This window comes from Sphingomonas sp. PAMC 26621 (assembly GCF_000251145.1).
Taxonomy (GTDB): Bacteria; Pseudomonadota; Alphaproteobacteria; order Sphingomonadales; family Sphingomonadaceae; genus Sphingomonas.
Window position 1 is genome coordinate 190,093 of the sequence record NZ_AIDW01000019.1, and the last position, 25,255, is coordinate 215,347.

General features: G+C 67.4%; 28 protein-coding genes and 2 tRNA genes. 14 read left to right on the forward strand and 16 right to left on the reverse strand.

All coding sequences use genetic code 11. From position 1 onward, the window contains the following. Positions 1 to 59: 59 nt before the first annotated feature. From RI03_RS10830 to RI03_RS10840, 3 genes are all read right to left on the reverse strand, one after another. On the reverse strand, positions 60 to 536 hold the full coding sequence (locus RI03_RS10830; RefSeq protein WP_010217311.1) for a DUF2497 domain-containing protein: 477 nt from the start codon (positions 534 to 536) through the stop codon (positions 60 to 62). A gap of 62 nt (positions 537 to 598) precedes the next feature. Next, positions 599 to 2,113 carry a TolC family outer membrane protein gene (locus tag RI03_RS10835; RefSeq protein ID WP_026046649.1) on the reverse strand — a complete coding sequence of 505 codons (1,515 nt, stop codon included), beginning with the start codon at positions 2,111 to 2,113 and terminating at the stop codon, positions 599 to 601. A gap of 20 nt (positions 2,114 to 2,133) precedes the next feature. After that, the gene (locus tag RI03_RS10840; protein WP_026046650.1) at positions 2,134 to 2,799 is read right to left on the reverse strand and encodes a protein-L-isoaspartate O-methyltransferase family protein; all 666 of its coding nucleotides are present in this window, start codon (positions 2,797 to 2,799) and stop codon (positions 2,134 to 2,136) included. Between the two features lie 212 nt (positions 2,800 to 3,011). On the opposite strand from RI03_RS10840, the gene RI03_RS10845 reads away from it, so the two are divergent. Beyond that, positions 3,012 to 3,085 (forward strand) — tRNA-Cys (locus RI03_RS10845). Positions 3,086 to 3,118: 33 nt separating this feature from the next. Here the strand turns inward: RI03_RS10845 and RI03_RS10850 are convergent. Further along, positions 3,119 to 3,550 (reverse strand): (deoxy)nucleoside triphosphate pyrophosphohydrolase, encoded by a 432-nt coding sequence (locus RI03_RS10850; RefSeq protein ID WP_026046651.1) that lies wholly within the window; start codon positions 3,548 to 3,550, stop codon positions 3,119 to 3,121. 60 nt (positions 3,551 to 3,610) lie between these two features. Between RI03_RS10850 and RI03_RS10855 the strand changes: the two genes are divergently transcribed. Both RI03_RS10855 and RI03_RS10860 read left to right on the forward strand, forming a co-directional pair. Next, positions 3,611 to 3,793 (forward strand): Flp family type IVb pilin, encoded by a 183-nt coding sequence (locus RI03_RS10855; RefSeq protein ID WP_010164106.1) that lies wholly within the window; start codon positions 3,611 to 3,613, stop codon positions 3,791 to 3,793. 130 nt (positions 3,794 to 3,923) lie between these two features. After that, positions 3,924 to 4,082, forward strand: coding sequence for a Flp family type IVb pilin (locus RI03_RS10860; RefSeq protein ID WP_010164107.1), 159 nt, complete (start codon positions 3,924 to 3,926; stop codon positions 4,080 to 4,082). An 81-nt stretch (positions 4,083 to 4,163) separates the two neighbouring features. Here RI03_RS10860 and RI03_RS10865 read toward each other — a convergent pair whose 3' ends face one another. From RI03_RS10865 to RI03_RS24070, 4 genes are read right to left on the reverse strand one after another with little or no spacing between them, the layout of a single operon-like run. Continuing rightward, a complete protein-coding gene (locus RI03_RS10865) occupies positions 4,164 to 5,111 on the reverse strand; it encodes an acetyl-CoA carboxylase carboxyltransferase subunit alpha (protein ID WP_010217316.1) in 948 nt (315 codons plus the stop codon). 12 nt (positions 5,112 to 5,123) lie between these two features. Further along, positions 5,124 to 6,002, reverse strand: coding sequence for a tyrosine-type recombinase/integrase (locus RI03_RS10870; protein WP_238542347.1), 879 nt, complete (start codon positions 6,000 to 6,002; stop codon positions 5,124 to 5,126). A 56-nt stretch (positions 6,003 to 6,058) separates the two neighbouring features. Next, on the reverse strand, positions 6,059 to 7,948 hold the full coding sequence (locus tag RI03_RS10875; RefSeq protein ID WP_010217318.1) for a hypothetical protein: 1,890 nt from the start codon (positions 7,946 to 7,948) through the stop codon (positions 6,059 to 6,061). After that, positions 7,929 to 8,066 carry a hypothetical protein gene (locus RI03_RS24070; RefSeq protein WP_170318373.1) on the reverse strand — a complete coding sequence of 46 codons (138 nt, stop codon included), beginning with the start codon at positions 8,064 to 8,066 and terminating at the stop codon, positions 7,929 to 7,931. Before RI03_RS24070 ends, RI03_RS10875 begins: the two co-directional genes overlap by 20 nt. Before the next feature lie 89 nt (positions 8,067 to 8,155). On the opposite strand from RI03_RS24070, the gene RI03_RS10880 reads away from it, so the two are divergent. The 3 genes from RI03_RS10880 to RI03_RS22695 are packed head-to-tail and all read left to right on the forward strand — an operon-like array spanning position 8,156 to position 9,956. Further along, the gene (locus tag RI03_RS10880) at positions 8,156 to 8,722 is read left to right on the forward strand and encodes a shikimate kinase (RefSeq protein WP_081469558.1); all 567 of its coding nucleotides are present in this window, start codon (positions 8,156 to 8,158) and stop codon (positions 8,720 to 8,722) included. After that, positions 8,719 to 9,810: a 3-dehydroquinate synthase gene (gene aroB / locus RI03_RS10885; RefSeq protein ID WP_010217321.1), complete on the forward strand. Its 1,092-nt coding sequence runs from the start codon at positions 8,719 to 8,721 to the stop codon at positions 9,808 to 9,810. Before RI03_RS10880 ends, aroB begins: the two co-directional genes overlap by 4 nt. After that, positions 9,810 to 9,956: a DUF2256 domain-containing protein gene (locus RI03_RS22695; protein ID WP_010217322.1), complete on the forward strand. Its 147-nt coding sequence runs from the start codon at positions 9,810 to 9,812 to the stop codon at positions 9,954 to 9,956. The genes aroB and RI03_RS22695 overlap by 1 nt, the downstream gene beginning before the upstream one ends. Positions 9,957 to 10,103: 147 nt before the next feature. Here the strand turns inward: RI03_RS22695 and RI03_RS10890 are convergent, their stop codons facing one another. The 5 genes from RI03_RS10890 to radA all read right to left on the reverse strand — a co-directional run bounded on the left by RI03_RS10890 (position 10,104) and on the right by radA (position 14,859). Then, a complete protein-coding gene (locus RI03_RS10890) occupies positions 10,104 to 10,442 on the reverse strand; it encodes a DUF423 domain-containing protein (RefSeq protein ID WP_010164116.1) in 339 nt (112 codons plus the stop codon). Next, on the reverse strand, positions 10,439 to 12,199 hold the full coding sequence (locus RI03_RS10895) for a cation:proton antiporter domain-containing protein (protein ID WP_010217323.1): 1,761 nt from the start codon (positions 12,197 to 12,199) through the stop codon (positions 10,439 to 10,441). Before RI03_RS10895 ends, RI03_RS10890 begins: the two co-directional genes overlap by 4 nt. Then, a complete protein-coding gene (locus RI03_RS10900; protein WP_010217324.1) occupies positions 12,196 to 12,630 on the reverse strand; it encodes an iron-sulfur cluster assembly scaffold protein in 435 nt (144 codons plus the stop codon). The genes RI03_RS10895 and RI03_RS10900 overlap by 4 nt, the downstream gene beginning before the upstream one ends. A 27-nt stretch (positions 12,631 to 12,657) precedes the next feature. Further along, positions 12,658 to 13,233: a CvpA family protein gene (locus RI03_RS10905; protein ID WP_010217325.1), complete on the reverse strand. Its 576-nt coding sequence runs from the start codon at positions 13,231 to 13,233 to the stop codon at positions 12,658 to 12,660. 255 nt (positions 13,234 to 13,488) lie between these two features. Beyond that, positions 13,489 to 14,859 (reverse strand): DNA repair protein RadA, encoded by a 1,371-nt coding sequence (radA, locus tag RI03_RS10910; RefSeq protein ID WP_010164121.1) that lies wholly within the window; start codon positions 14,857 to 14,859, stop codon positions 13,489 to 13,491. A gap of 175 nt (positions 14,860 to 15,034) precedes the next feature. Between radA and RI03_RS10915 the strand changes: the two genes are divergently transcribed. Beyond that, a complete protein-coding gene (locus RI03_RS10915) occupies positions 15,035 to 15,448 on the forward strand; it encodes a BLUF domain-containing protein (RefSeq protein ID WP_037515183.1) in 414 nt (137 codons plus the stop codon). Positions 15,449 to 15,665: 217 nt separating this feature from the next. After that, positions 15,666 to 16,034, forward strand: coding sequence for a GAF domain-containing protein (locus tag RI03_RS10920; protein WP_338009634.1), 369 nt, complete (start codon positions 15,666 to 15,668; stop codon positions 16,032 to 16,034). Here the strand turns inward: RI03_RS10920 and RI03_RS10925 are convergent. Then, positions 16,001 to 16,705, reverse strand: a complete 705-nt coding sequence (locus RI03_RS10925) for a glutathione S-transferase N-terminal domain-containing protein (protein WP_010217328.1) — start codon at positions 16,703 to 16,705, stop codon at positions 16,001 to 16,003. The two genes, RI03_RS10920 and RI03_RS10925, sit on opposite strands and share 34 nt — an antisense overlap. A gap of 73 nt (positions 16,706 to 16,778) precedes the next feature. On the opposite strand from RI03_RS10925, the gene RI03_RS10930 reads away from it, so the two are divergent. Next, the gene (locus RI03_RS10930; RefSeq protein ID WP_010217329.1) at positions 16,779 to 17,930 is read left to right on the forward strand and encodes a glycosyltransferase family 4 protein; all 1,152 of its coding nucleotides are present in this window, start codon (positions 16,779 to 16,781) and stop codon (positions 17,928 to 17,930) included. A 400-nt stretch (positions 17,931 to 18,330) separates the two neighbouring features. On the opposite strand, the gene RI03_RS10935 is transcribed toward RI03_RS10930, so the two are convergent. Then, a complete protein-coding gene (locus tag RI03_RS10935) occupies positions 18,331 to 18,645 on the reverse strand; it encodes a DUF2218 domain-containing protein (RefSeq protein WP_010217330.1) in 315 nt (104 codons plus the stop codon). Then, positions 18,645 to 19,190, reverse strand: a complete 546-nt coding sequence (locus tag RI03_RS10940) for a PadR family transcriptional regulator (protein WP_026046652.1) — start codon at positions 19,188 to 19,190, stop codon at positions 18,645 to 18,647. Before RI03_RS10940 ends, RI03_RS10935 begins: the two co-directional genes overlap by 1 nt. A 162-nt stretch (positions 19,191 to 19,352) precedes the next feature. Here RI03_RS10940 and RI03_RS10945 point away from each other — a divergent pair, with 162 nt between their 5' ends. The 5 genes from RI03_RS10945 to RI03_RS10965 all read left to right on the forward strand — a co-directional run bounded on the left by RI03_RS10945 (position 19,353) and on the right by RI03_RS10965 (position 25,218). Further along, on the forward strand, positions 19,353 to 20,678 hold the full coding sequence (locus RI03_RS10945) for a replication-associated recombination protein A (protein WP_010217332.1): 1,326 nt from the start codon (positions 19,353 to 19,355) through the stop codon (positions 20,676 to 20,678). Between the two features lie 27 nt (positions 20,679 to 20,705). Then, complete coding sequence (locus RI03_RS10950; RefSeq protein WP_010217333.1) at positions 20,706 to 21,566, forward strand: hypothetical protein; 861 nt, start codon at positions 20,706 to 20,708, stop codon at positions 21,564 to 21,566. A gap of 35 nt (positions 21,567 to 21,601) precedes the next feature. Next, positions 21,602 to 21,677, forward strand: a tRNA-Thr gene (locus RI03_RS10955). 557 nt (positions 21,678 to 22,234) lie between these two features. Beyond that, positions 22,235 to 22,927 carry an endonuclease/exonuclease/phosphatase family protein gene (locus RI03_RS10960; RefSeq protein ID WP_026046653.1) on the forward strand — a complete coding sequence of 231 codons (693 nt, stop codon included), beginning with the start codon at positions 22,235 to 22,237 and terminating at the stop codon, positions 22,925 to 22,927. Beyond that, positions 22,924 to 25,218, forward strand: coding sequence for a patatin-like protein (locus RI03_RS10965; RefSeq protein WP_010217336.1), 2,295 nt, complete (start codon positions 22,924 to 22,926; stop codon positions 25,216 to 25,218). The genes RI03_RS10960 and RI03_RS10965 overlap by 4 nt, the downstream gene beginning before the upstream one ends. The last annotated feature ends 37 nt before the right edge of the window (positions 25,219 to 25,255 follow it).

The window sequence follows — 25,255 nt, forward strand, 5'->3', positions numbered from 1 at the left end:
CAAACTCGATCCGCCCGCGAGGGTTCCCCTCGTTACCAAAACGAACCGAGCGGGTTCAGTTACTTCCCGGTAATCCGGTCGATTTCCCTGGCAACCATGGCCTCGACCATGTGCGGAAGATTGGCGTCGAGCCATTCCCGCAGCATCGGGCGCAGCATCTCGCGCACCATCGCTTCAAGCGTGTCGCTCCCGGCAATCTCGGGCTTCACGACCAGCCGTGACAAGGTGTCGAGCGGTCCGCGCGTTGCGGCGGCAGTCCGCTGCGACAGGATCCCGTCGGCGACGGGCTTCGCGGCTTCGGACTCGGGCGCGGCAACGGGAGCGCTCGGTTGCGGCGGGACGGGTGTCGCCGGCGGTGCCAGTGCGGCGGGCGAAACCGGCTCGGCCGGTTCGCGCAACTCGAGGATGTCGTCGCGGGCCGAAGGCTCGGCCTCGGCACGGCGTGGGACCGAACGTTCGGGACGTTTGCCTCGCCCTGGCGTGACGTCATTCTCTTCGGCGATGATCCGTTTGATCGATGAAAGAATATCCTCCATCGATGGCTCCCCGCTCAAATCCCCCATCGAAAATCCTTGCGAAAGTAAACGGTCACGCCGCGTTACCGGTTCGGCGTCTGTTCACCTGCGGTAATCTTGGCGCTCCTGTCAACTGGCCGCGAGTCGAGCATCGGGTCGAGCGTCCGGGTGACGTTCGAGTTCTGCGCTGCGGTATCGGTCGTGCGGGTGCCGGTGACGGCGGGATCGGGCTCGGAGCCGAAGTCCCAGATCTTCCCGCGCACGCTCTCATAATGCTTGACCGGATCGTAGAGCGGCCCGCCATCCAGACCGAGATCGCGCGCCTCGGCATGCCCCATCGCCGCGAGCAGTGCGAAGCCAGCGACATAGGCGTCGCGCCGTGCGGTAACGAGCGTGACCTGCGAATTGAGCAGTTCCTGCTCGGCGTTGAGGATATCGAGGATCGTGCGATTGCCGACGCTGTTCTCGGCCCGGACACCCTCGAGCGAGAGCTTGTTGGCATTGACCGCGACTTCGCTCGACGCGATCACTTCGAGCGAGGATTTCCAGACCGCATAGGCCGAACGCGCCTGCGAGATCACGCTGCGTTCGGTTTCGGTCACGCGCTCGATCGACTGCAACCGTGCGTCCTGCGCCTGCCGGACCTGTGCGGCCGGACGCCCGCCCTGGTACAGCGGCACGGTTAGGCCCAGACCAACCGTCGCCGCAGTTCCGGTCTGGCCGACCGCGGTCGCCGTGCCCGAACCAAGCGTCCCGAGATAATTGTAGTAATTCCCGCCAACGTTCGCGTTGATCCGCGGTAGCCGGTTGGCGCGCGCCGTCCCGATATCGAAGCCGGCCGCATCCCGTTCCTTGGCAGCGGCGAGCAGCGTCGGGTTGTTCTTGAGCGCGACGGCGACCGCATTGTCGGGATCAGCCGGCATGTTGGGCAGTGCCGGCGGCAGATCGAGACGCCCGGGTGCCGCGCCGATCAGCCGGATATAACTCTCGCGACTGGAAATCAGTCGCGCCTGCGCGGTCTGCAACTGGCTCTGCGCGAGCGCGAGACGCGCTTCGGACTGGGCGACGTCGGTGCGCGTGAGGTCGCCGACCTGGAAGCGATCACGACTTGCCTGCAGATTGACGTCGAGGACGCGGACGTTCTGCGTGTTGAGCCCGACGATCGCCTCGTCGCGGATCACGTCCATATAGGCACCGACCACCGCGGAGAAGAGATCGCTCTCGGTCCCGCGCAGGCTGAGTTCACCGCCTTCGACGCGGGTCTTCGCCGCACGCACCGAATTGCGCACCGCGCCACCTGCATAGAGCGGCACCGACAGGGTCGCACTGGCCGTTCCACTGCGATCGGGGGAGACGAAGCTGTTCGCCGCCTTGACCACGTTCTCGGTGTAGGCGCTTTGCAACTGGACGCCGGGCAGACCCTGCGACCGCGCGATCGGCACGTTCTCGTCAATCGCGCGCAGGTTTGCCCGCTGCGCGGCAAGCGTCGGGTTACTGGTATAGGCCTTGACCAGAGCCTCGCGCAGCGTCTCCGCCGACAGCGGCGTGGCTGTCACCAGAAGAATTGCCGAGCCGCTCAGGAGAGAAAGAAATCGCATCGCAAGCGGCTCTTTTCTGGTCAGAAAGTGAAAGTACGCGGGCGCGCGAACCCGGGGAGCGCGACACAATCGATATCGGCGAAATCGAGCAACGCGAAACCACCGGCGCTGCGCCGCCCCGAGGCCAGCCGGGTCACGCCACGATCGGAAAGACCGCTCACGATGCGCCCGCCGACCGCAAGCTGATCGACCAACGCCTGCGGCACCTCTTCCACCGCGCCGTCGATGAACAGGACGTCATAGGGTGCACCAGCGGCATGCCCCTCGACGAGCGATCCCTCGACCAGGCTGATCTTGGCGTGGCCGGCAAGCGCGGTTCGCGCGAGCGTAACCAGCGCAGGGTCGCTCTCGACCGCGACGACATTTGCCACGAGTTCGGCAAGCACGGCGGCGGTATAGCCACCCGCTGCGCCGATCAGCAGGACCTTGTCGGTCGGCCGCAGTTCAGCCTGCGTCAACAGCCGTCCGGTCGCGATCGGGACGTTCTGCGCGCGCCCGTGCGTCAAGGGCACCGCGGTGTCGCGATACGCCAGGTTGGCGACCGCTTCGGGCAGGAACGCCTCGCGCGGAACGAGATCCATCGCCGCAACGACGCGTGCATCGCTTACCGCATTGGTCCGCAACTGGCTTGCCACCATTGCATGGCGCATCGCCGTCATATCCTGCCCGCGCAAATCGAAATTCATGATGCCACCCTCGTCGCGCAACTGTTATAGTCACGCAATACACTTACCGTCAATGCATCGCTTCTATCGCGCGCCACCCGCTTCGCCAAGCGAGCCGTTGCTGCAATCTGCGTCTGGCTCCATTCTGGTAAACAGCGGGTTAACCGCGATCGGGTTTTTTTGGGCGCAAGAGTTGACACCGACGCCATCCGCTTGCATCTGCGCCGCTCTCCGGCCCGATGGCGGAGTGGTGACGTAGAGGACTGCAAATCCTCGCACCCGGGTTCGATTCCCGGTCGGGCCTCCAGACATTCACGCCGGCCGTCCGCTCAGGCACGGGCTAGCCCTGTCCCGCCAGCGCGGTTTCGAGCGCGGCGATGAAGGGCAGATCGGCCGGCGGCATCGCGAGCCCCCGCAGCGCCCCGGGATAATGCCACGCCAGTGCGTCTGCAGCGAGCGCCGCCGGCTCCCCGATCCAGTCGCGACAGACGTACAGCAGCAGCAGGAGATGGCGCTCGGGCAATGCAAGACTGGCGAAGGTCAGCGGAATCACCGCCGTCGGATCGACCTCAAGGGTCAACTCCTCGGCCAGTTCGCGGACCAGCGCAGCCTCGGGCGTTTCCCCCGCCTCGACCTTTCCCCCGGGAAACTCCCACAAGCCCGCCATGGCCGTGCCTGCCGGACGCTGCTGGACCAGAACACGTCCATCTCGATCGACAAGCGCAGCCGCCACAACCAGCAGCAGAGGCCCCCGTCCGGCGTTCTTATCCATTCGGTAATGCTCCCCCGTTACATCCGGTCGCATTGTACACGGCCCGGAGGCGTTGCCGACATGTTCGTCGGATTGATCAAACGACTGCTGGCCAGCCGCAAGGCGGGTACAGCCATCGAATATGGACTGATTATCGCGCTGGTCGTCCTCGCGATGATTGCCGCGCTCGGGCAGTTCGCCAGCGCGACCACGGGCATGTGGAATCGCGTGAGCACGGCTGTGGTAGGCGCAGGAACGAACTAAAACGGTTCTCTGCGTAAAAAAAGTCCCGACGTTTAAACCTTTCTCAACCTTACAGGACGTAAATCTGCCGTTGTTGGTCCGGCAATCCGGTCCGACCGGGTACTGAAGCTAATCTACGGAGACCGGAATCATGCAGAACATTCGCAAGTTCATCAAGAACTCCAAGGGCGCGACCGCAATCGAATACGGTCTGATCGCTGCGCTCATCGCAGTTGCTGCTATCACCGCGATGTCGTCGCTGGGCGGCAAGCTGTCGAACACCTTCAATAATGTTTCGACCAAGCTTTAATCCGGCTTGATCTGACCAAACTGCTTGAAGGGCGGCGGAACTCCGGTTCCGCCGCCCTTTTTGCTGTCCTCCGTTGTGCTGTCAGAGCCGCCCCATCGCGAGGAACTTCTCGCGCCGCATCCGTCGCAGCTCGGCCGGTGCGTGATCCGCGAGCCGCACCAGCGCGGCATCGATCGCATCCCCCAGCGCACGGATCGCCGTCGCCGGATCGCGCTGTGCCCCGCCGAGCGGCTCGGGCACGATCGTGTCGATGATTCCCAGGCCCTTGAGGTCCTGCGCGGTCACCTTCATCGCCTCGGCCGCATCCGACGCCTTGTCGGCGGTGCGCCACAGAATCGAGGCGCAGCCCTCGGGCGAGATCACCGCATAGACCGCATGTTCGAACATCAGAACGGCATTGCCCGCCGCCAGCGCGATCGCGCCACCCGAGCCGCCCTCACCGACGACCGCCGCGACCATCGGCACGCCGAGCGCAAGACACTGTTCTGTCGACCGCGCGATCGCCTCGGCCTGGCCGCGCTCCTCGGCCTGGATTCCCGGGAAGGCGCCCGATGTATCGACCAGCGTCACCACCGGAAGCCCGAAGCGGTCGGCAAGCTGCATCAGGCGGATCGCCTTGCGATACCCCTCGGGCTTGCCCATTCCGAAATTGTGCCGGAGCCGGCTCGCGGTATCGTCGCCCTTCTCATGACCGATCACGAGGATCCGCCGCCCGCGGAAGGTCGCGAATCCGCCGAGGATTGCCTGGTCGTCGCCGAACGCCCGGTCGCCCGCAAGCGGCATCCAGTCGTCGAACAGGCCGGCGACGTAATCCTTGAAATGCGGCCGATCGCCGTGGCGCGCCACCTGCGTCTTCTGCCACGGCGTCAGCCGCGTATAGGTCTCGCGCAACAATTTGTCGGAACGCGCCTGAAGCCGCGAGATTTCCGCACTGAGATCGACCGTGCCGTCGGCGGCGGTCTCGCGCAATTCGTCGATCTTGCCGTGGAGTTCGGCGATCGGTTTTTCAAAATCGAGGAAGCTTGCCATAGGTTGGCGCGGTTAGGCTTCGCGTGTCGTCGCGTCAACGCGGCGTGTATCGTCGGTCAGCGGATGGCGGGCGTTGACGAGCTCGACGAGGTGGCTCGCGTCGACATGCGTATAGATTTCGGTGGTGGCGATGTCGGCATGCCCCAGCATCGCCTGTAGCGCGCGCAGATCGGCGCCACCGGCGAGCAGATGCGTCGCAAAGGCGTGACGAAGCACGTGCGGGCTGACCCGATCGGGGGGAATTCCCGCCTCGGCGGCAAGACCCTTGAGCACCTGATACAACCGGATCCGGCTCAGATGCGCCTTTCCCGAAGGAAACAGCCACGCGCTGTCTTCTGCGACGTGCGCGCGCCAAAGGGCGACCGCCGCGCGCGCACGGTCCGAGAGCGGGACGAGTCGCTCCTTCCCGCCTTTGCCGCGGAGAATCAGATATGGACGATCCGGCGCGACCGCGCGGCGTGGGAGCGACACCAGTTCGGTCGCGCGCAGGCCCGATCCGTAGAGCAGCTCGACCAGCGCGGACAGGCGTAGATCGTTCGGGTCGCGCGGATCGCGCGCGATTCGCGCGTCGATTGCAGCGAACAGCCGGTCGACGTCGGCGTGATCGAGCACTTTCGGCAGCCCGCGCGAAGCGCCCGGGCGCGGCAGCGCGGCGCCGGGATCGTCCGCGCGATGCCCCTCCTCTTCCAGAAAGGCGAAGAACCGACGCAGCGCCGCAGACTTGCGCGCGACCGTCGCCTTCGACAGCGGCAGCCAGGCCGTCCCGACAAGCGCCAGATCCTCCTGCGTCGCAAGCGACAGCCCTCCGCTGAGCAAATCTGACGCGAGCGACAGGTCGCTGCGATAGGCGGCGACGGTGTTCCTGGCCGCCCCGGCTTCGGCAGTCATCATCTCGAGGAACCGCTCGATCAGCGCGCGATCCTCGCCGCCGACGCGCGGGGCGTCGGTCACGAGCGCGCGATCGCCTCGGCCGCGACCATCCGCGCTTCGCCGACCATCCCGACCTCGCGCATCGCGGCACAGATATGGTAGAGCGCCGCCGGGGACACACCCGCCCACGACCGCGATTGCATGCCAGTCGCCGCCAGCAACACGACCGTGCCGGGCTCGCCGTCCGCCGCCGCCTGCGCGATGGCGCGGCTCCAGCTATCCGTCGCTGCGATCGGCACGCCGAGCGCCTTCGCGCCCTGCCCGATGTCGCCACTCGAAAGCCGGCCGAGACCCGCGAGCGCGGCGAAGAACATCCGCTGCTTGATCCCTTGAGGATCGTTCGCGGGGACATAGGCGCCGACGTCGCCATACCCGACAGCGGGCGCGTTCGGATCGACCAGCGTCAGCATCGCCCAGCCGGTGCTCCCGCGCGCGGCCTTGTCGCGCCAGCGCAGCGCGGGCGTATCGAGCCCGGCACTCAGCATCGACGCGATCAGCCGGTCGGTGTCGGGTCTGTCGAGCGTGGTGGGGATCCGTGCCGACGCGCCCGCCGTCAGGACGAGCCGGGCGTAGCGCCGCTCGTAGCCGGTCGGTTCGTCCCACAGCTTGCGCAGCGCCGCAGCACGGGCCGTCGCATCATTGCCCTCGAATGCAGTCCGCACCGTGCGCGCAACGCTTGCCGCGGCGGGGAGCTGATCGTCCCCCGCATCGACCGCCGCGTACAGATCGACCAGTGCCGCACTCGACAGGATCCCGCGTGCCGCCGCAAGCTCGGCCGCAGGCGCGCGTACGCCCGGCGTGAGGCTCGACGACAACGCCCGCCAGCCCTGTACCGCGGGCGCGCTTTCCGAAAGCAGCGATTCGGGGATCTCGACCCCCGCCGCCATCGCCAGCCCGTAGCGCCATGCGGTCAGCATCGGCGTGCTGTCCCAGTCGACCGTCACCGCCTGTCGCCCGCGCCCGTTGCTGCCAACCAGCTTCTGCGCGAGCAGCAAATCGATCCCGCTTGCGACACGATCCCTGCGCACCGCTGCGAACATCGGTTCCGCGCGCGCTGGCGTGCCCGACAGCCCGGCGCACATCGCACGCGCCAGCACCCAGCCACGCTCGCGCCCGAGCGCCGCGCCCGCCTCGGCAGCAGGACACAGGCCCGCCGGATCGCCGGTGGCGAGCGCAGCCTGCATCGCCGCCTCGAACAGCTTGGGGGTATAATCCTCGGTATCGACCGCCTGCGCCATCGCGCGCGCCGCGACCGATTCGCCCATGCGAACGAGCAGCCACGCGCGCTCGGCGGCAAAATCCGCACCGCCCACGCCACGCGGCGTATCGAGCTCCGCCATCAGCGCGCGGCGCAGCGCGATCGAGACCCAGCGCGACGCGACCGGCGCGCGCAACCGGTGCATCAGTGTTACCAGGAACCGTCCGTCCGACCGACCAAAGGCGTTTGGCGCCATCGCGCCTTCCGCCGGACCGGCCACGCCGACACGATCGAGCGAACGGCGCGCATAGCTGGGCGTATCGGCGCGAACGAAGGCTGCGAAGTCGGTCGGCGACGGCGGTGTCGCGAGCGGGGTCGGCGTTGCGTCGGGTGTCGGAAGATCGGTCGGGAGCGGCGCGCCGGGGAGCGGTGCCACGGCCGGCGGCGGGACCGCTAGCCCCGCGGGCGCAGTCGCCTGCCCGGTCGAGCCCGACGACGTCGGGGTCGCTGCCGGCGCCGGCGCGCGCGGACGCGGGCGTGCCGGGGCTGCCGACGGCGCGGGGTTGGGATCGCCGAACCCTGGCGGCAGAATCGATTCGGGCCGGTTCTGGCCGATCGCGGGGACTGTCGCCGGTATCGTCAGCGTCGCCGCAACCGCGGCGGTCGCGAGAAGAGCCGGTAGCGCGCGGCTACTTCTGGAGGTTCGCAAGCGGCACTGCCTTCTCGACCTGCGTCAGCGGCTTTTCATGCGCCTTTCCCGAAAGCGCGAACAGGCCGCCGACCACCACGGCCACGACGACGAGAACCACGAGAAGCAAGCGAGGCATGGGCAAGGACCTGTAACCGACCGGAAAGAAAAAGCTGCGCAAGCGAGCTTTTGCCCGATGCGTCGGTGCGCTGTATAGCCCCAGCTTCGATGTTGCAAAGCCCGCCGCCTTCTCCGGATACCGCCCTGCCCGACCAGCCACGCTGGGGCGGCCAGACGATCGTGCTCGTCGGGCTGATGGGCGCGGGCAAATCCACGGTCGGGCGGCGGCTCGCGATCCGGCTCGGGCTGCCGTTCGTCGACGCCGACAGCGAGATCGAGACCGCGGCGGGTATGTCGATCCCCGACATCTTCGAGCGATTCGGCGAAGCTTATTTCCGCGACGGCGAGCGCCGCGTGATCGCGCGGCTGATGAACGGCGACCGGCGGGTGATCGCCACCGGCGGCGGCGCGTTCGTCGATGACCGGACGCGCGAGACGATCCTGGCGCAGGGGTTTGCGGTGTGGCTCGACGCCAAGCCGTCGGTGCTCGCGGACCGCGTCTCGCGCCGCGACACCCGCCCGCTGCTGCGCGGGCGCGATCCGCTTGCGGTGCTCGAGGAACTGGCGCGCGTGCGCAACCCGTTCTACGCGATGGCCCCGCTCCGCGTCTCGAGCCACCGCGCGCCGCACGACGCCACCGTCAACGCCATCCTGAAAGCCCTCGGCCAGATATGACGACAATCCCCGTTTCGCTTGGCGCCCGCAGTTATGACGTCGTGATCGAGGCCGGGCTGCTCGCCCGCGCCGCCGGCTGGCTTGCGCCGCTGTCGCGCGGGCGAAAGATGGCGATCGTGACCGACTCCAACGTCCTGCCGCACCTCGAAACGTTGCAAACATCGCTGTCAGGTGCTGGCGTGGCGAGCGAGGCGATCGTTCTAACCCCCGGGGAAGCCACGAAAAGCTGGTCGCAGCTCGAGGCCCTCACCGATCGCCTGCTCGATCTCGGGATCGAGCGCGGGGATCATGTCATCGCGCTGGGGGGCGGCGTGATCGGCGATCTCGTCGGCTTTGCCTGCGCGATCCTCAAGCGCGGCTGCGGGTTCGTGCAGATCCCGACGACGCTGCTCGCGCAGGTCGATTCGTCGGTCGGCGGGAAGACCGCGATCAACAGCCGCGCGGGCAAGAACCTGATCGGCGCATTCCACCAGCCCGCGCTGGTGCTGATCGACCCGCAGGTGCTCGACACGCTGCCGCTGCGGCAGGTCCGCGCGGGGTATGCCGAGGTCGTGAAATACGGGCTGATCGACGATCCTGCCTTCTTCGACTGGTGCGAGGCGAACGCCGGCGCGCTGCTCGCGGGTGATCCCGACGCGCGCGTCTATGCAATCGCGCATTCGGTCGCCGCCAAGGCGCGAATCGTCGCGGCGGACGAGCGCGAGACGACCGGGGTCCGCGCGTTGCTCAACCTCGGGCATACGTTCGGCCATGCGCTGGAGGCAGAAGCGGGCTTCTCGGACCGGTTGCTCCACGGCGAGGGCGTCGCGGCGGGGATGGCGCTCGCGTTCGGCTATTCCGCCGCGCACGGGCTTGCGCCGACGGTGGATGCAGAGCGGGTGCAGGCGCATCTCCGCGCGATCGGCCTGCCTGACGGCGTGGCGGCGACGGGTCTGACCGCATCGGCGGGCACGCTGGTCGGCCATATGCTGCACGACAAGAAGATGGACGCGGGCACGCTGCCGTTCCTGCTCGCGCGCGGGATTGGCCGGACCTTCCTCGACACGTCGGTCGATCTCGCGGACGTCCGCGCGTTTCTGGCCGCCTGATGCCGCGCGGGGTCGCCAAACGGGATCTGCCCACTAAGATCTGCCCGGTATGCGAGCGCCCGTTCGCGTGGCGCAAGAAGTGGGAGCGCGACTGGGAGAATGTCGTCTATTGTTCGGACAAGTGCCGGATGACCAAGACGCGCTGACGTTTGACGCTGCCCCCTGCTGCCCTTCCCCGGCGAAGGCCGGGGCCCAGTAGCGATGGCCGAGGTAACGTAGCGCAATTCCCAGTTACCGTCCGTTCCGCAACTGGGCCCCGGCCTTCGCCGGGGAAGCGCATTTCGGAATTTATGCTACACCCCAGCCCTCGCCGCACTCCACGCCAGCCACAGCCATCCGGCAATCAGCAGCGCCCCACCGATCGGCGTGATCGCGCCCAGCCAACGCGGCAGACCCAGTGCCATCAGGTATAGCGTCCCCGCGAAGATCGCCGCGCCGATCACGAACAGCCACGCCGGCCCGCGTGCCTCCATCCGCGCAGCGACCAGCGCGGCGACAACATGCACCAACTGGTAATGCGCGCCCGTCCCAAGCCACTTGGCGGCATCCCCGCTCGCGCCATGCGCGCCGAACGCCCCCGCGCCCACCGCAAGCGCGCCGCTCAGCGCCGCCAGCACCACGATCATGTTCATCCGCCGAGATCCTCGCTCAATTCAGGCCGCGACACCTGGGTGATGATCCGGTCGCGCGCGACCCGGATGTCGCCCGCCTCGACCTGCGCCTTCAGCCGCTCGCGATCCTCGCGCCGGTACAGCTCCTCGCTGCGATCGATCTCGGCCTGGTCGACGCCGACCTTCAGCAGCGCGAGCCGCGCCATCCGCACCGCCGATTCGAGCACCTCGCGCACCACCCCGTCCATCGGCGCGCCCTTGAGCTTGATCACCGCGCGCCGATCGTAGGCGCGCACGAAGATCGCCGCTTTCGGGAAAGCCTGGTGGACGCCTTCGATCAGGTCGGCGGAAAGCTGGTCGCCATCGATGCAGAACAGGATCAGTTCAGCCTCCGCCGCACCCGCCTGCCGCAGCAGGTCCATCCGCGTGCCGTCGCCGTAATAGACCTTGGCGCCGAACTCGCCCGCAATGTCGATCATCTCGATGTCGGTATCGATCAGCGTGACTGGAATACCCTGCGCGATCAGCATTTGCGCGACCGTCTGGCCGAACCGACCGTAACCGACGATCAGCGCATTGGCGCCATCGGATTGCGGGCCGTCGCGGTCGCCCTGCTGGATCGGCTCCTCGCGGATCCGCCGCGTGATCGACATCAGGAACGGCGTCGTCGCCATCGACAGCGTGACGATCGCGCCGAACAGGCTCGCCGCCTCGGGCGCGATCAGCAGCGCTTTCTGCGCCTGCGCGAACAGCACGAACCCGAATTCGCCGCCCTGGCTGAGCAGCAACCCGAGCGCGAGCGCGCTGCGCCACGTCATCCGGAACGCCATGCCGATCCCGAAGATGATCAGCGCCTTGGTCGCGATCAGCGCGAGCGCCATGCCGATCACGAAGAACGGGCGCTCGGCGATCGCATGGAGATCGAGCATCATTCCGACCGCGAGGAAGAACAGCCCGAGCAGGATCGAGCGGAACGGCTCGACGTCCGCCTCGAGTTCATGCCGGTATGGGCTGTCCGCGAGCATCACGCCCGCGACGAACGCGCCGAGCGCGGTCGACAGGCCGAGCGCTTCCATCACCGCGGCGGCGGCAACCACGGTGAACAGCGCGGCGAAGACGAACATCTCGCGCTCGCCCATGTTGCCGATGATCCGGAAGAGCGGGCGCAGCAGGAAGCGCCCCGCGAGCACCAGCCCCGCGACCGCGCCGATCGTATAGAGGAACAGCAGCCAGCCCGGCGGGCCGTTCGCGTCCGCCGGGTTGCGCGAGAGCACCGCGACGATCGTGATCAGCGGGACGATCGACAGGTCCTGGAACAGCAGAATCGAAAAGGCGCGTTCCCCGAACGGGGTGCGCATGCGACCGGCGGACTGAAGCATCGGCAGGACCTGCGCGGTCGACGACAAGGCGAGCGGGAGCCCGAGCACCAGCGCGGCGGCACCAGAGAAATGCGTGCCGATCCACACGACCCCCGTCACCGCAAGCCCGCAGGCCACGACCTGGAGCAACCCGAGCCCGAAGATTTCCTTCTTCAGCGCCCACAGACGCGACGGGTTGAGCTCGAGCCCGACGATGAACAACAGCAACGTGATGCCGAGTTCGGCGACGCCAATCTTCGATTCGGCATTGCCGACCAGATGGAGCACCTGCGGCCCGACGACCGCGCCCGCGACCAGATAGCCGAGCGTGGCGCCCAGCCCGAGCCGACGGAAGATAAGAACGAATACGAGCGCAAAGCCACCGAGGACGACACCGTCGAACAGCAGCGATTCACTCACGCGGGCGCCTTCGCGGCGGCGGCCCGGGTCGCCTCGGTAACCGCCTCGAACGCGAGCCGGATCGATGCGTGCCGTGCGCTATGCGGGAGCGCGGGGGTGAAGAGTTCGAAGCCGGGCCATTCGGGGAGCGGCCCCTCGCCCGCCAGCCATGCCGCGAGCGAATCCCGTGCTGCCGCCAGTTCCTCGGCGGACTTGCCGATCGCGGCGGCACCCATCAGCGAGGCGCTCGCCTGACCAAGCGCACAGGCGCGGACCAGCATCCCGAGGTCCGATACGCGGCCCTGCGGATCGACCGCGACATCGACGGTCACGCGGCTGCCGCAGATCGGCGAGCGCTTTTCCGCGCTCCCCATCGGGTCGGTCAGGCGGGCGTGGTGCGGGATGCTCGCGGCAAGGCGGAGGATCTCGGTGTTGTAGAGCGGCGCGTTCATGGCCTCTATGTAGGAAGCGCTTGCGTCTCAGTCACCCCGTTTGGTGTCGGCGACGGGGCGTGCGGGCGTGGTCTTGCCGAGCGTCGGCTCGACCAGCGGCAGCCCCTTGCGCCGGCGGTCGACGAAATCCGCGATTCCGGCGCTGGTGACGTTGAGCAGCGGATAGACGCGCGCGGACTTGAGCCAGACCGGGCGGTGCGCCGGCCCGCCGCCCATCGTGTCGGTGACGAGCACGACGAGCAGGAAGCCGAGGCTCGCAAGGATGAGCCCCTTGAGCGCGCCGAACCCGAAGCCGAGCGCGCGATCGACCGGGCCAATGATCGAATCGCGGGTCCGCGCGCCGATCGCATTGGCGACGAGCCGCCCCCCGAAATACGTCCCGCCGGCGAGCAGCACGAACGCAAGCACCGCCGCGCCCGCGGTCGTCCCGACGATTCCGGTCAGCGTCTGCGTCAGGGGTATGTGGAACAGCTTGACCGCAAAGACGATCGCGACCCAGGCGAACAGCGACAGCACCTCGGTGACGAAACCGCGCATGACGCCAAGCAGCGCCGAGCCGCCGACCGCGACGAGGACCAGGATATCGAGCGCGGTGAGGTTCATGCGGGTGGCTGTATCCGGTGCGGGCGGGGGAAGTCGAGGGCATTGCGCGGTGGGACGCCTTCCACCCCCGTAAGGTTGCCACTTGGTCCGCCCCGTCCGTTCGTTACGAGCCTTGCAACAAGCACGCCCCTCCCCTTCAGGGGAGGGGATGGGGGTGGGGCGTGCCTCGCAGAGACCTGCGCCCGGTTCAGCCCCACCCCAACCCCTCCCCTGAAGGGGAGGGGCTAAGGGAAATCAGACCCGCCTGAATGCCCCTCACTTCCCCAGCATATGCTCGACGAACCCGCCGAGCGTCCGGAACCCGGTCAGCGTCAGCCCGCTCTTGTCGTCGGTTACCGCGGACGGCAGCAACGCGCGCTCGAAGCCGAGCTTGCCCGCTTCCTTCAGGCGCAGCGGCGAATGCGCGACCGGGCGAAGCTCGCCCGACAGCGCGATTTCGCCGAACACGACCGCGTCGACCGGCACCGGCCGCTCGCTCAGCGCGGAGATCAGTGCGGCGGCGACCGCCATGTCCGCCGCTGGATCCTGCACTTTGTACCCGCCCGCGATGTTGAGATAGACTTCGCACGCCGAAAAACTCAGTCCACAGCGGGCCTCGAGCACCGCGAGCACCATCGCGAGGCGACCGCTGTCCCAGCCGACCACCGCGCGCCGCGGCGTCGCGCCGCTCGCGAGCCGCACGACCAGCGCCTGGATCTCGACCAGCACGGGCCGGGTTCCTTCCAGTGCGGGAAACACCGTCGTCCCCGTCACGCCTTCCTCGCGCTGCGTCAGGAACAGGGCGGACGGGTTGGCGATCTCCGTCAGCCCTTCCGCGACCATCGCGAAGACGCCGATCTCGTCGGTCCCGCCGAAGCGGTTCTTGATCGCGCGGAGGATGCGATACTGGTGGCTGCGCTCGCCCTCGAAGCTGAGCACGGTATCGACCATATGCTCGAGCACGCGCGGGCCCGCGATGCTGCCGTCCTTGGTGACATGCCCGACGAGCACGACCGCGGTGCCGCGTTCCTTGGCGAAGCGGATCAGTTCCTGTGCGGACGCGCGAACCTGGCTGACCGTGCCGGGCGCGCCCTCGATCAGGTCGCTGTGCATCGTCTGGATCGAATCGATCACGAGCAGCGCGGGCGGGGTCGCCTGCGACAGCGTGGTGAGGATGTCGCGCACCGACGTCGCCGCCGCGAGCATCACCGGCGCGCTGCCGAGCCCGAGCCGCCGCGCGCGCAGCCGGACCTGATCGGCGGCTTCCTCGCCCGAGACATAGGCGACCGGCAGCCCAGCCAGCGCCATCTTCGCCGCCGCCTGTAACAGCAACGTCGACTTGCCGATCCCGGGATCGCCGCCGATCAACGTCGCCGAGCCCTCGACGAACCCGCCGCCCAATGCGCGATCGAGTTCGGCGACGCCCGAAGTCAGGCGTTCGGGGAGTGTGATCTCGGCATCGAGCCCGACGAGCTGGATCGAACGCCCGCCGCCCATCAGGTTATGCTTGGCCTGGAACGGGGTGACGGTCGCCCCCGCCTCCTCGACCATCGTGTTCCATTCGGAACAGTCGCCGCATTGCCCGGCCCAACGGGGCGAGACCGATCCGCAGGATTGGCAGACGTAGCGTTTCTGGGGTTTCGCCATGCCGCAACGCCTAACCGATCTGGAACGAGAGGGGAACAGAAAATTCGGTGGGGGGTGCCGGGCCGGCATCTGGCTGACGTCGACCCTTGCGGTAAATCAATCGGATAGTTGCCCGTGCATTAACGGAAGATTTTCCAAACCGGGCGATTTTGGGAGCGTTCCCATGGAGTTCCTCATGCAGCGTATCCTCTACATCAGCACCGCCCGCGAAAAGCTCGACGCGATCGAGCTCGACAGCATCCTCAAAGTGTCCCGGCGCAACAATGCCGCGGTCGGCGTGACCGGCCTCCTCGTCGTCGGCGGGCGGCGGTTCCTCCAGGTGCTCGAAGGGCCGGACGATCAGGTCGCTGCCGTTTTCGACCGGATCTCGCGCGACGACCGGCATTTCGCGGTGGTCAAGCTTTCGAAGAAGACGGTCGAGACGCGGTTGTTCGGGGAATGGGCGATGGGCTATCGCACCGTGGCGTCCGCGGCGATGCCCGACGAGGGCAACCTGTCCGCGATCGTCGAGCGCCTGATCGCGCCGATCGACGACATCGTGCTCCGCGCCGAATTTACCGCGTTCGCCGCGCTCCACGCGGCGGCCTGACCGGGTTCGCCCACCCCAACCCCGCCCACCTTACCTTGTCGTTCGAGCAGGAACGGGTATAGGTAGGTCTGGGGAAAAGTCGGATGGAGCAACTTGCCGGGAATAGCGTCGCGTTGGCAGGGGAGCCGCGGATCGCCGCGATCCTGCAGCGGGTCTGCGACCTGACCGGCATGGGGTTCGCCGCGGTCGCGCGGGTGACCGAGGAGCGCTGGACCGCGTGCCAGGTGCTCGACCGGATCGATTTCGGGCTCGACCCGGGCGACGAACTCGAGCTCAAGACCACGATCTGCAACGAAATCCGCGATCATCGCAAGGCGGTGGTGTTCGACCGGGCGTCGGGTCACGCCTATTGGCGCAATCACCCGACCCCGGTGCTGTACGGCTTCAAAGCTATATCGCGCTGCCGATCACCCTGTCCGACGGCCAGTTCTTCGGCACCCTCTGCGCGCTGGATCCCGAACCGCGCACGGTCGAGGTGCCGAGTCTGGTCGCGCTGCTGCGCGACCTCGCCGATCAACTCGCCACGATCCTCGAATCCCCGGTGACGCCCACTCAGGGCCTGGACGGAATCGCCAGCCCGCGCTGAACCGCGGGCCGCGCCAGACCGCGCGCGAGCCAGGCGCCGACGTTCGAAAAATCGCCGAAGCCGACGAGATCCCCCGCACCGTAGAAATCGACCAGCGCGCGCACCCAGCCGAGCATCGAAATGTCCGCGATCGAATAGGCCTCGCCGACGAACCAGTCGCGCCCCGCCAGCGCGTGCTCCATCACACCGAGCAGCCGCTGCGCCTCCGCGACATACCGATCGCGCGGGCGCTTGTCCTCGAAGTCCTTGCCCGCGAACTTCACGAAGAAGCCGAGCTGTCCGAACATCGGCCCGACCCCGCCCATCTGGAACATCACCCACTGGATCGCCTGCAACCGCAGGACCGGATCGGCGGGCAGGAACTGGCCGGTCTTCTCCGCCAGATACAGCAGGATCGCGCCTGATTCGAACAAAGCGAGCGGTTTGCCGCCCGGGCCATGCGGATCGAGGATCGCGGGGATCTTGCCATTGGGGTTGAGCGCGACAAATTCCGGGCTCTTCTGGTCGTCGCTGGCGAAGTCGATCAGGTGCGGCTCATAGGCCAGCCCCGTCTCCTCGAGCATGATCGACACCTTGACGCCATTGGGGGTCGGCAGGGAATACAGTTGCAGCCATTCCGGGTGTTGCGCGGGCCAGCGCTGCGTGACGGGAAAAGCGGAAAGATCGGTCATGGCGGAGTCCCCTGCTGCACGGTGCGTCGTGGGAGATAGTCATCCCCCCCCGGCTTCGCTATGGCCCCTGCCGATGGAAGCTTCCGATCTCCGCGTGGCCCTGTTCAGCGGCAATTATAATTACACGCGTGATGGTGCGAACCAGACGCTCAATCTTCTGGTGGGGCATCTGCTCAGTCGCGGGGTGAAGGTCCGCATCTATGCGCCGACGAGCCGCACCCCCGCCTTTCCACCGACCGGCGATCTGGTCAGCGCACCGTCGATCAAGATCCCGCTGCGCGGCGAGTACAAGCTGACTCGCGGCATGGGCAACCGCGTGCGCCGCGATCTCGAGGGGTTCGCGCCGAACCTGATCCATCTGTCGGCACCGGACCGGCTCGGGCACAAGGCACTCGAATATGCCGAGAAGCACGATATCGCCTGCGTCGCATCCTACCATACGCGGTTCGAGACCTACATGCCCTATTACGGGCTCGGCTTTCTCGTCCCGATGATGATCCGGGCGCAGACGCGTTTCTACAGCCGTGTCGACGAAGTGCTCGCACCGAGCCAGATGATGGGCGAGATCCTCCACGACTGGGGCGTGCCGACCCCCGTCACGCGCTGGTCGCGCGGCGTCAACCACGCCCGCTTCAACCCGTCGCGCCGCGATCTTGGCTGGCGCCACAGCCTCGGCATAGCGGACGACGAGATCGCGATCGGGTTCCTCGGGCGACTGGTCAAGGAAAAGGGCCTCGACGTGTTCGCGCGCGCGATGCACGCGCTCGACGAGCGCGGCGTGAAGCATCGCACCGTGGTGATCGGCGAAGGACCGGCGCGCGACTGGTTCGCGCAGGAAATCCCCGACGCGGTGTTCGCGGGCTATATGACCGGCGACGATCTTGGCCGCGCGGTCGCGTCGATGGACGTGTTCTTCAACCCGAGCCTGACCGAGACGTTCGGCAACGTGACGCTCGAGGCGATGGCGGCAGGCGTGCCCGTGGTCGCGGCGCGCGCCTCGGGCGCGGTCGGGCTGATCGACGACGGGGTGACCGGGCTGATCGTCCCGCCGACCGACATCCAGGGCTATGCCGACGCGCTCCAGCGCTATTGCGAGGACGACGCGGTCCGCCACGCGGCAGGCGCGGCGGGGCACGCCAAGGCGGCGGGGTATAAGTGGGATACGATCAACCAGACCGTGCTCGATACGTATCTACGCGTGATCGAACGCCGCTCGAAGCGGTAGGCGCGTGTTGCGTGCCTGAGGGCCTTGTCGAGCGACCAGTCCCTTTTTCTGCCGTCATGCTGAACGTGTTTCAGCATCCATCGTTCAACGCTGGCCTGCCCCAGTGCCGCGGTGGACCCTGAAACGAATTCAGGGTGACGGCGGGTGAGGTAAGCGATCCCTTCCCGTGCCGTCATGCTGAACTTGTTTCAGCATCCACCGTACAACGCAGGCCTGCCCCAGTGGCGCGGTGGACCCTGAAACGAGTTCAGGGTGACGCCGAGTGTGAGGCGAGCGTGTTCTTTCGCCGTCATGCTAAACTTGTTTCAGCATCCACCGTACAACGCAGGCTTGCCCCAGTGGCGCGGTGGACCCTGAAACGAGTTCAGGGTGACGCCAGGTGTGATGGAGACCTGCCCCCTTACCGCCAGTCGTACGCGAGCGGCACCTCGCGGAACGCGAAGCGGTCGACGTGGCGCGCGACCGCCCCTTTCAGGCCGTCGAGCTGTTCCAGCGACGTCGCCTCGATCCGCACCACCAGAACCCCCGGCTCGGCGTCGAAGGTCACGGTCGCATCGCCGGGATGATCCGCGCCGCGCGCATCGCGCGGGAACACCACCGTCCCGTGCGTGGCCGTGTACGTCACGGCCAGATTGTGCTCCCAATGCTTGCACGTCTGCTGGAGATACTTGCTGGCGTGCGCGGTGGTCACGCGCGCGATCGCATCGTACGGCATCACAGCCGCTCGATCTTCTGCGCGGCCTCGTCGATCAGCGCGACCGCCTGATGGATCGTCTCGATCGGAACCGCCTCGTCGCGCAGCTTGTGCATCAACACTTCGCGCAGATTGCCCATCGCGCGGCGCACCGAGGCGCTGTCGGTCCGCGCGCGCTCGGCCCCGACCTCGGCGATCCGCGCGAACAGCGCCGCGACCAGTTCGGCGTTCTCGGCGAGATGCTGCGTTCCCGGTTCGGTCACTTCGAACAGCTTCTTGGCACCTTCGGCCTGACGCGCCGCGATCAGGTCCATGTCATCGAGCAGCGTCAGCGTCGGATAGACCACCCCCGGGCTCGGCGCATAGGCACCGCCGGTCAGTTCCTCGATCCGGCGGATCAGGTCGTAGCCGTGGCGTGGCTCGTCGGCGATCAGCTTGAGCAGCACCAGCCGCAATTCGCCGCCGTCGAACATCCGCCGCCCGCGCGAGCCGCGCCCCTCGCCATGCTCATGTCCGCCGCGACCGCCGAAGCCGCCGCCGCCCAAACCACGCCCGCCGCCGCGCATTGCCTCGTGCGCTGTGTTGTGCCCGTGCCGACCGCGTTCGCGGCAACCTTGTTCAAATCCAAACATATCTATTCCCTTATCTCAGATAGCGCTAAGATATATCTTGATATGAACGATGCAAGGTTCGAGTGCAAATTTCCGCGCAGACCCTATCTTCCGGGGATGGCCGACCTTTTCGCTGCATTCGATCCCCCCACATCCGAAGCCGCCCCCGAACCCGCGGCGGACTCCGCGCCGCTGGCCGACCGGTTGCGCCCGACGACGCTCGCCGAGGTGGTCGGACAGGACCACATCACCGGCCCTGAAGGCGCGATCGGGCGGATGGTCGCGGCGGGGCGGCTGTCGTCGATGATCCTGTGGGGCCCGCCCGGGACCGGCAAGACGACGATCGCGCGGTTGCTGGCGGATGCGGTGGGGCTGCGCTTCATGGCGATCTCGGCAGTGTTCTCGGGCGTCGCGGACCTCAAGAAGGCGTTCGCCGAGGCGCGCGAACACGCGCGGATCGGCAAGCGCACGCTGCTGTTCGTCGACGAGATCCACCGCTTCAATCGCGCGCAGCAGGACGGCTTCCTGCCCTATGTCGAGGATGGCACCGTCACGCTTGTCGGCGCGACGACCGAGAACCCGTCGTTCGAACTGAACGCCGCCGTGCTCAGCCGCGCGCAGGTGCTGATCCTCCACCGGCTCGATCACGCCGCGCTCGGCCAGTTGCTCGATCGCGCGGAAGCGGTGGAGGGGCGCCCCCTGCCCCTCACGCGCGAGGCGCGCGACGCGATGATCGCGAGCGCGGATGGCGACGGGCGCTTCCTGCTCAACCAGTCCGAGACGCTGTTCGCGGTCAATCTGCCCGAACCGCTCGATCCGGCGGGGCTCTCGGCGTTTCTCCAGCGTCGCGTCGCAGTGTACGACAAGGACCGCGAGGGGCATTACAACCTCATTTCCGCGCTCCACAAGGCGGTGCGCGGGTCCGATCCGCAGGCAGCACTCTATTATCTCGCGCGGATGCTCACCGCGGGCGAGGAACCGCTGTATCTGTTGCGCCGGATGATCCGGATGGCGGTCGAGGATATCGGCCTCGCCGATCCCGGCGCGCTGACGCAGTGCCTCGCCGCCAAGGACGCCTATGACTTCCTCGGCTCGCCCGAAGGGGAACTGGCGATCGCGCAGGCGTGTATCTATCTCGCGACCGCGCCCAAATCGAACGCCGCGTACAAGGCACAGAAGGCGGCATGGAAATCGGCGCGCGAGACGGGCTCGCTGATGCCCCCCGAGAACATCCTCAACGCGCCGACCAAGCTGATGAAGGACATCGGCTATGGCAAGGGCTACGCCTATGACCATGATACCGCGGAGGGGTATTCGGGGTCGAATTACTGGCCGAGCGAAATGGAGCCGCAGACCTTCTACGTCCCGACCGAGCGTGGGATGGAGAAGAGGATCGCCGAGCGGATGGCATGGTGGGCAAGCCTCAAGACGGGCGATGCCTGAGGGGTGTCCGGCCGGTCCGTGTCAGGCATGACTCCCACGCATTTCGCGCAATTCGCCGCGATCGACTGGTCGGGTGCGAAGGGCGCGCGGCATCCGGGAATTGCACTCGCGCTCTGTTCGGCGGGCGATGCCGCGCCGGTGCTGGTCGAACCGCCGCGCGGGGTCTGGTCGCGCGCCGATATCCTCCACTGGCTCCGCAACCGCGCGGGGGAGCCGTTGCTGGTCGGGTTCGATTTCTCCTTCGCCGCGCCTTTCATCGAACGCGGTGCCTATCTGCCGGGCGAGACCGACGCGACCGATCCGCCCGCGCTGTGGGCCTATGTCGACCATCACAGCGCGGACATGGATCTGGGCGCGGCGTCGTTCCTCGAAGCGCGGCGCGGGCGGCATTTCTATCTGGGCGCGGCGGACGGGGTGAAGGCGGACTTCATGCATTATCGCCGCTGCGAAGCGCGGTACAATGCGAACGGCGGCGGCAAGCCGTCGACCGTCTATGACGCGATCGGCGCGGCGCAAGTCGCCAAGGCGAGTTTCGCGGGGATGCGGCTGCTCCACCATCTCGCGCGCGCGATCCCGGTCTGGCCGTTCGATCCGCCGCCGTCGCACGGGGCGTGCGTGGTCGAGATCTACACCACGATCGCGGCGCGCGCGGCGGGGATGCGCAAGGGGCTGAGCAAGCTGCGCGACGGTGCCGCGCTCGACACCGCGCTCGCCACGATGGGAAGCGCGCCGCATGTGCCGCTCGCGCGCTATACCGACCATGCGACCGACGCGATCCTCACCGCCGCCTGGCTCCGCCGCAACGCCGCGCGCGAGGATCTGTGGCATCCGGATGCGCTTACCGCGCAGATCGCCCGTACCGAGGGCTGGACCTTCGGCGTGACTTGACGCATGGAGCGCAGACGAGGCCACGCGCCTCATGCGCCGGTTTAGCTCAGCTGGTAGAGCAGCGGTTTTGTAAACCGAAGGTCGCGGGTTCGATTCCTGCAACCGGCACCATATTTCCCGACATCGTCAAACATATGCCGTCGCGCGCGAAGATCGCCGGCGCGGGGCGTCACCCCGCGAATTCGCCGGGCTGCATCAGGCGCCAACCCTGGTTCTCGCGGATCATCGGCTGACCGCAGCCCTTGCACACGCTGCACCGCACACCATTCTGCCAGCGGACCCGGTAGCCGTTGCGATGATGGTAACCGAACAGACATTTCAAGCGTTGTCGCAGATGCATCGTAAGCCTCGTGAAAAGTGCGAAACATTGCTATACATCATATTAACCATCAGCGTCGACATCACTCTCGGGCTACCTGAGACAGTCACTCGAGCGTTACGCGGTCGTAATGGGATAGTTTCGCAGCGTTACTCAAGACATCTATGAGATACTTGGATTTTTTACTTTAGATCAGGGCGTTCGATCTGGGCCTGGTTCCTACCCGAATAATCCCCTGCCGCCATTCCGTCCGATCGCGGGCGGCGTGCTGCGGTGCAGCGCGCGCCGCAGGGTGGCCGATCCACGCGCACGATTGCATGATTCGGCAAAGCGCCCGATAGGCGATCGCGTGATCAAGGTTGTCAGCTACAACATGCACAAGGGGATCGGGCTCGACCGGCGGCGCGACCCGCGGCGCATCCTCGACGTGCTGCAGGAAATCGATGGCGATGTCATCGCGTTGCAGGAAGCCGACCTGCGCTATGGCACCAAGGCGGCAATCATCCCGCACCGGCTGCTCGAGGACCATTCTCCCTGGCGCGCGGTCCCGTTGCCGCACGACCGCGCGAGCATGGGGTGGCACGGCAATGCCCTGTTGGCGCGAAAGGGAATCGACGTGCTCGCGGCGAGTACGCTGCATATCCCCACGCTCGAACCGCGTGGCGCGATCCGCGTCGACCTGTCGATCGAGTCGACCCCGATCCGCGTGGTCGGGATGCATCTCGATCTTTCGGGCCTGTGGCGGCGGCGACAGGCGCGCGCGATCCTCGCGCATGCCGACGACGGGACGCCCGGCCTGCCGACCGTCATGATGGGCGACCTCAACGAATGGACCCCCAACGGCGGGTGTCTCCACGATTTCCGCCGCGCGTTCGAGATCGTCCCGACCGGGCCGAGCTTTCATGCGCGCCGCGCGATCGGGCGGCTCGACCGGATCATGACGCGCGGGTTCCGGGTGCGCGATTGCGGCGTCCACACCAGCGCGCTCGCGCGCAAGGCGTCCGACCATCTTCCGATCTGGGCGCTGATCGAACCGTTATGAGCCGCGAGAAGGAGCTTCGTCTCGCGCTCGTTTGCTACGGCGGGATCAGCCTCGCGGTCTACATGCACGGCATCACCAAGGAAATCTGGCGGCTCGCGCGCGCCAGCCAGGCGTTTCATGCCGGGGCCGCGCCCGCGACCGGGAGCCAGGGCATCTATCACGCGCTGCTCGCCGAGATCGCGGATGAAACGGGCGTGCGGCTGCGCGTGCTGATCGACATCATCGCGGGCGCGAGCGCGGGCGGGATCAACGGGGTGTTCCTCGGCCAGGCGATCAGCACCGGGCAGAGTCTTGAACCCCTGACCCAATTGTGGCTCGATTCGGCCGATGTCGAGGCGCTGGTCGACCAGAAGCAGGCGCCTGCGCACCGTTTTTCGAAGGCATGGGCGCTGCCGCTCGCATGGCTTGCGGCGCGTGGCACCGACGGGGTCGAGGCGACGGTCGAATCGGGCGTGCGCGACGAAGTCCGCGCTAAGCTGTCGCACTTCATCCGCTCGCGCTGGTTCGAGCCGCCGTTCGGCGGGGAGCGCTTCTCCGGGCTGATCCTCGATGCGCTCGAGGCGATGGCCGCCGCACCGCGCGCACCGCGCCTGCTGCCGCCCGGGCAACCGCTCGATCTGTACGTCACCGTCACCGACTTCCGCGGGCATCCCGAACGGCTGACGCTCCACTCGCCGCCCGAAGTCGTCGAGACCGAACACCGCGTCGTCGTCCCCTTCACCGATCACGGCAACCCGCTCGAAACGCTGGCCGACCCCGCCGAGCTGACGTTCGCGGCGCGCGCGACCTCGTGCTTTCCCGGCGCGTTCCCGCCGTTCATGGTTGGCGAGCTCGACCGCGTGCTGGAGCAACGCGACACCGCGTGGCCGGGGCGCGCGGGGTTCCTCAAGCGGATCCTGCCGCGCCAATATGCCGCCAACGCCGCCGAGGCCGCGGTGCTGATCGACGGGTCGGTGCTCAACAACGCGCCGTTCCGCCCCGCGATCGAGGCGCTGCGCGAGCGCCCGGCGCAGCGGCAGGTCGACCGGCGCTTCGTCTATATCGATCCGCACCCGCGCGGCAGCTTCGGCTTGAGCGCGACCGGCGCGGCCACCCCGGGCTTCTTCCAGACGATCATCGGCGCAATGTCCGAACTGCCGCGCCAACAGCCGATCCGCGACAATCTCGATGAGATCGCGGAGCGCTCGCGCCGGATCGACCGGATGCGGACGATCGTCGCGGGAATCCGCCCCGAGGTCGAAAAGCAGGTCGAGGCGCTGTTCGGCTATACGCTATTCCTCGATTCGCCGACGCCCGCGCGGCTCGCAGCGTGGCGGCAGCGCGCGCAGACCGCAGCGGCGCGCAGCTCGGGCTATGCCTATGCCGCCTACGGGCATCTGAAAGTGGCCGGCGTGGTCGAGGCAATCACCACGCTGCTCCACGCCGCGGGTGGGGATACCGAGCAAAGCCGCTGGGACCGGATCCACGACTGCGTCGCCGCGGCGGTCGCGGCGCTTGGCGTCGACGACATGAAACCGGGGTTTGCTGGCGGCGCGAACACGACGATGATCGGCTTTCTGCGCACTTTCGATCTCGGCTTTCGCCTGCGCCGGTTGCGACTGCTCGCGCGGCGCGTAACCGAGCTGGAGGCCAATCATCCGGACAGTGAGCTCGGCGGGATTCGCGATGCGATCTATGCCAGCCTGTCCGACTATCGCGACTGCAAGCGGGCCGAACGGTACGAGGCGCTACGCGACGACGTGCGGTTGCTGCGCGGCGATGCGACCGCGCTGGTCGAGCGGCTCGGGACCGCAATGGCGTTGCAGGATCTCGACAATAAGACCGAGGCACGGCTTGCGGCGGCGTTTACCGGGCTGACCCGTGACGTCAGGCGGCCGCTGCTGCTGACCTATCTCGGCTTTCCCTATTATGACGTCGCCACCTTGCCGCTGTTGCAGGGCGAGGGGCTCGACGAATTCGACCCGATCAAGGTCGACCGGATCGCGCCCGACGATTCGACCTCGATCCGCGCGGGTGGCGCGGAGGCGACGCTCAAAGGCATTCAGTTCAACAGCTTCGGCGCGTTCTTCAGCCGCGCCTATCGCGAGAACGACTATCTCTGGGGGCGGCTCCACGGGGCGGAACGGATGATCGACATCGTGCTGTCGACGCTGGAGGGCGACCAGAGGCTCAAGCCCGGGCGCACCGCCGCGATCAAGCGCGCCGCGTTCCTCGCGATTCTCGACGAGGAAGCCGACCGGCTAACCGCGATCCCCGGCCTGTTCGAGACGTTGCGCCGCGAAATCGGCTGACGCTAGTCAAGCCGCGCGGTTTTCGGTAGCCTCGCGC